Origin of the sequence: Barnesiella sp. CU968, from assembly GCF_905219685.1 — a bacterium.
GTDB classification, from domain to species: domain Bacteria; phylum Bacteroidota; class Bacteroidia; order Bacteroidales; family Muribaculaceae; genus Lepagella; species Lepagella muris_A.
Window position 1 is genome coordinate 1 of the sequence record NZ_CAJMXD010000370.1, and the last position, 2,886, is coordinate 2,886.

At 49.7% G+C, this 2,886-nt stretch carries 2 protein-coding genes and 1 pseudogene; all 3 read right to left on the reverse strand.

Features of this window, described 5'->3' with window-relative positions; translation table 11 throughout:
* Positions 1 to 310, reverse strand: a pseudogene (locus JX312_RS11605) (hypothetical protein); the annotation flags it as partial.
* A 4-nt stretch (positions 311 to 314) separates the two neighbouring features.
* The gene (locus tag JX312_RS11610) at positions 315 to 1,814 is read right to left on the reverse strand and encodes a DUF6242 domain-containing protein (protein ID WP_124030389.1); all 1,500 of its coding nucleotides are present in this window, start codon (positions 1,812 to 1,814) and stop codon (positions 315 to 317) included.
* A 161-nt stretch (positions 1,815 to 1,975) separates the two neighbouring features.
* The coding region (ribD, locus tag JX312_RS11615; RefSeq protein ID WP_204458098.1) for a bifunctional diaminohydroxyphosphoribosylaminopyrimidine deaminase/5-amino-6-(5-phosphoribosylamino)uracil reductase RibD at positions 1,976 to 2,886 on the reverse strand (911 nt) is incomplete at its 5' end.

The window sequence follows — 2,886 nt, forward strand, 5'->3', positions numbered from 1 at the left end:
AAGTAGTGGAGAAACTGAATGTCTCTCCTCCGGGAAAGACATTTGTCATTTTCGAGGAGTCACCGCGTAGATTCCCGGCGTAGAAATTGGTTTTGAACGCCCACCGGGGATTGGCGATATAGCGGAACAGCGCTTCAAAGTCCCATCCCGGTTCGCTCCATAGATTTGCCGTGTTGGCATCGCCAAGGTATCCGGTCATGCCGAGTCCCGCCCCGATGTCGAAACGGTAATCTTCCTGCGCCATTGTCTTCGTAGGAAGAAATGTGGCGAGCAGAGCGAGCGCGACTGATATCCCGGTAAGTGACTTCACTCTGTCAGATTATTGGAGTGAAGGAGAGACGTGCGATCACGCCGCGCCAGACTGTGTCGTAAAGCTTGCCGTCGGAACCGAATCCACCTATGAGATAGATATACGGGCAATCCCAATATATGTTGTCGCCGTCGACTTCCACATTGTGGCTGCGGCGCGCGGCTTTCTTCCATGCGTCTGAAAGGAGGGCTTTTTTGCGTACATTCATCACGACATTGTCGCATTCTGTCATTGTCGGTATCTCTTTGGGCAATTGGAGAAGTTCGCTTCCCTGTCCCCAGTTCACACCGTTGTCGTATGATATGTATACAGTTCTGTTGAGTGTGCCGTCGGTTTTGGTTCCGCCGACAATCATCCATACCGGATATTCGGTCTTTGTCCATGTCGAAGAGGTGAAGCGGAAACCGTAATATGGGATTATTGACGCTCCTTTGACTGCTGGTATTCCTCCTTCCGCAAGTTTTATCCAGTTATATCCGTCAAAAGCCCAGGTAGCATCCGACAGAGAGCCGTCGGCACAGGTTCCTCCTGCAAAAAATCCTACGGGCGAGGATGTCCACTGATTCTCAAGAATCACAAAGTTTGAATAACCCGATACCGGGAACTCCGGATCTATCGCGCAGACGTTCAGGTTTTTCTGTGGATATTGGGCGTATTCCGCTCCGTTGGCTCCGTTTCTTATGCCTATCGCTGTGTCAAGATATGAGCCAAGCATCGCGGTCCATGTCTCGCCGGTTGCTGTCCATGAAGATCCGTCGGCGGATTCATACATCTTGCCATCTGTCGCAAGCAGCAAGAGTCTGGATGTCGTCGCGCATAGAGAGCGGACATTTGGTGTGAACGGGAATGTAGCGGCGTTTTTCTGCCATGTCGACTCGAAAAGATTGTCGGATGTGGCGAATGTATAGGTGCCGTCGTTTTCTTCTATGAGAGAAACAGCCCTGTTGTTGAAGTCAATGCTCTTCTGGTTACGTGGATCGGGAAGCCTTGACGGAAGTTTGGAAATCGCTTTGTCTCCCCAGATAAGAGAGTCTGTTTTCTCTTTGTGCACATTCACCTTGATGCGGTATGTGCGCGAAAGCTGGTCGTTATCGGTTGACAGTGTAAGGGTAACATTACCCGTAAAGTCTATGGAGTCCGTAGGGGAGTTTAGGTAATCCACTTCTCCTGTGCGGGTCTCGCCGTTTTCCATGTTTATGGTGGCTTTTGTGACGTAGCTCGAATATTTGATTGTTGTGACGAGTTTGTCAATCTTTGTGCCTACGGGGAGTGAGTCTGCGTTGAATATTACTCCGTTGGCAAGGTCTATGGAGAAAAATACCGAGTCAAGGTTTGCCATGACATCATCGTCTTCGTTGAGTGAGAAGGCAGTGACGGCAACGTTTGATGGAGTCAGGTATATCTCCACATCTTCGGTTTTTTCGTTACAGGATACGACTGCGACTGTAGCCGCGCCTGCCAGAAGACAGCCGGAAAAACGGCGGAATGTGTTGAGTAGCTTCACGTTGATGTTATTTGCATGTATGTTGTTTACCAAGCTCAAAGGGCTTGAACCCTAAAAGCATGGTGTTTCAACTTGCAAATTTAGCATTTCTTGGGGAATTATACCGCAAAATGGGCTGTGAATTTACAAATTAAATCATTTTAAGGGAATTTTAAATGATTTTAAGGTTTGTAACATCTGATGTTATTGCCGCGAATTTCCCTGTCTTTTATGAGTGTGGCGAGCCCTGTCGGTATTGTCGGGGCGGGGATGCCGTGGCTTATGACGATAGGTGCGGTTTCGACACGGATTTCATCGAACAGCGAGGCATTGATGAACGCTTTCAGTGTCTTTGCTCCACCCTCTACCATAAGAGATGTGATTTTGTGAATGCTGTAGAGATCCGACAGGTTTTCTTCAAGAGACTTTGACGGATCGAGAATTATCGGGTTTCTTGCCATAACGGCGGAGTGTGCGGGTATTCTGTCTGATGCGAAAAGCACAGGGCGGGGTGAATTGCCGGGCCACAGCCGTGTTGTCAGTGTGGGATTGTCGGAAATGACGGTGTCTGTTCCGATGAGTATGGCGTCTGCCAGCGAGCGTTCGCGATGCATTTCGACAAGAGACAGGGGATTGGACAATGAAACCGGACATGGATACCCCGAGGGAGAGAAGGCTCCGATGAAGTTGTCTGCACTCTGAGCCCATTTGAGCTGTATGAACGGGCGGCGCAAGGTGTGGGCTGTGACAAATCTCCTGTTCAGGGCGAGACATTCCTTTTCAAGCACGTTCTCAACTACTTCTATGCCTGCTTCTCTCAGCATTTTTATGCCTCTTCCGCAGACTTCTTTGAAAGGATCTCCCATGCCGACAACCACGCGCCGGATTTTTTTCTCGATAATGAGTTTGCTGCACGGCGGGGTTTTGCCGTAATGCGAGCATGGCTCGAGAGAAACGTATATTGTTGAAAGAGGGAGAAGATGCTCGTCTTCCGCTTTTACCGATGCGATGGCGTTGACTTCGGCATGAGGTCCGCCGTAGACCCTGTGCCATCCTTCGCCGATTATCCGGTTGTCGGGTGCGGTTATGACTG